The following is a 1,987-nucleotide window of genomic DNA, read 5'->3' as shown; positions in this document are numbered from 1 at the left end:
CCCGCGCCGCGCTCGCGGGCGTGGACACCCTCCGCCCGGGGGTGCGCGCGCACGTCAGCGGCTGCGAACGCCGCTGCGGACGGCCCCGTGGCGAGCACGTGGACGTCCTCGCCACCGGGGACGGCTACCGCGTCGACGGGACACTCGTCCCGGTCGACGCACTCACCGACCGGCTGAAGGGACGCTCGTGATCGACTACATCCGCGACGGCACGGAGATCTACCGCCACTCGTTCGCCACCATCCGGGCCGAGGCCGATCTGTCCGGCCTGCCCGCCGACGTCGCCGTGGCGGCGGTGCGCATGATCCACACGTGCGGCATGGTCGATCTGGTCGACGACCTCGCACACAGCCCGGACGTCGTCGCGGCGGGCCGCGCCGCGCTCGAAGCGGGGGCGCCGGTGCTCTGCGACGCGGAGATGATCGCCAGCGGCGTCACCCGCAAGCGTTTGCCCGCCGACAACGAACTGGTCTGCACGCTGAACGACCCGCGGGTTCCCGGCCTGGCGCGGGAGCTGGGCACCACCCGCTCGGCGGCGGCGCTGGAGCTGTGGCGGGAACGGCTGCCGGGCTCGGTGGTGGCGATCGGCAACGCGCCCACCGCCCTGTTCCGGCTGTTGGAACTGCTGGACGAGGGCGTCGGCGCCCCGGCCGCGATCATCGGCGTGCCGGTCGGGTTCGTCGGTGCCGTGGAGTCCAAACAGGAACTGATCGACCGCGCGCCCGCGCCGTATCTCGCCGTGCGCGGGCGCCGGGGTGGCAGTGCGCTGGCGGTCGCGGCGGTGAACGCGATCGCGACGAAGGAGGAGATGTGAGCAGCACCGGCACGTTGTTCGGTGTCGGGCTGGGCCCCGGCGACCCGGAACTGATGACCGTCCGCGCGGCCCGGCTGATCGGCGAGGCCGACGTGATCGCCTACCACTGCGCCCGGCACGGCCGCAGCATCGCCCGCTCGGTCGCCGAGCCGTACCTGCGCGACGGCCAGACCGAGGAACGGCTGATGTACCCGGTGACCACCGAGACCACCGACCACCCCGGCGGGTACGAGGGCGCGTTGGCCGACTTCTACGAACAGTCCGCCAAGCGCCTGGCCGCCCATCTCGACGAGGGCCGGGACGTGGTGCTGCTGTGCGAGGGCGACCCGTTCTTCTACGGCTCCTACATGCACATGCACGAACGCCTGGCCGACCGCTACGCCTCCGAAGTGGTGCCCGGGGTGACGTCGGTCAGCGCCGCCGCGGCGCGGACGGGCAGGCCGCTGGTGGAGCGGGACGAGGTGCTCACCCTGCTGCCGGGCACGCTGCCCGCACCGGAGCTGGCGCGGCGGCTGGCCGACACCGACTCGGCCGCGGTGCTCAAACTGGGCCGCACCTTCGGCTCGATCCGCCAGGCGCTCGCCGAGGCGGGCAGGCTGGACGAGGCCTACTACGTCGAACGCGCCACCTGGCAGGCCGAGCGCGTGGAACCGTTCGCCGAGGTCGACCCGGAGAGTGTGCCGTACTTCTCGGTGGCCGTGGTGCCCAGCCCCACCGCCTCGGCGAAGATGGCCCGGCTCGAACAGGAGGGCCTCGAACAGGACGGCACCGCGCAGGCCGTCCCGTCCGCGACTCCCGCCGACGGGCGGGCGGCGGAGGACCGGACCGGGGGAGAGGTCGTCGTCGTGGGCCTGGGCCCCGCCGGGCCGCAGTGGACCACCCCGGAGGTCGAACAGGCCCTGGCCCGCGCCGACCACCTCGTCGGCTACGGCACCTACCTGGCACGGGTGCCGCAGCGCGCGGGTCAGCAGCGGCACCCCTCCGGCAACCGCGTCGAGGCCGACCGTGCCGCCGAGGCGCTGGACCTGGCCCGCGACGGCGCGACCGTGGCCGTGGTGTCCTCCGGCGATCCGGGCGTGTTCGCGATGGCCTCGGCCGTGCTGGAACGCGCCGAGGACCCGCGCTGGGCCGGGGTGTCGGTGCGCGTGCTGCCGGGCCTGACGGCGGCGCAGG

At 74.5% G+C, this 1,987-nt stretch carries 2 protein-coding genes and 1 pseudogene; all 3 read left to right on the top strand.

Annotated features, from left to right (window positions below; all coding sequences use genetic code 11):
* Window positions 1-191 (top strand): annotated as a pseudogene (locus SACPADRAFT_RS25935) (precorrin-3B synthase); the annotation flags it as partial.
* Window positions 188-814 (top strand): precorrin-8X methylmutase, encoded by a 627-nt coding sequence (locus SACPADRAFT_RS0206530; RefSeq protein WP_007027429.1) that lies wholly within the window; start codon window positions 188-190, stop codon window positions 812-814. The pseudogene SACPADRAFT_RS25935 and the gene SACPADRAFT_RS0206530, both read left to right, overlap by 4 nt.
* 53 nt (window positions 815-867) lie before the next feature.
* A partial coding sequence (locus tag SACPADRAFT_RS25930; RefSeq protein ID WP_051442398.1) for a precorrin-2 C(20)-methyltransferase occupies window positions 868-1,987 on the top strand: 1,120 nt, incomplete at its 3' end.

Origin of the sequence: Saccharomonospora iraqiensis subsp. paurometabolica YIM 90007, assembly GCF_000231035.2 — a bacterium.
GTDB lineage: Bacteria > Actinomycetota > Actinomycetes > Mycobacteriales > Pseudonocardiaceae > Saccharomonospora > Saccharomonospora paurometabolica.
This window is presented reverse-complemented; position numbering and strand designations above follow the sequence as displayed.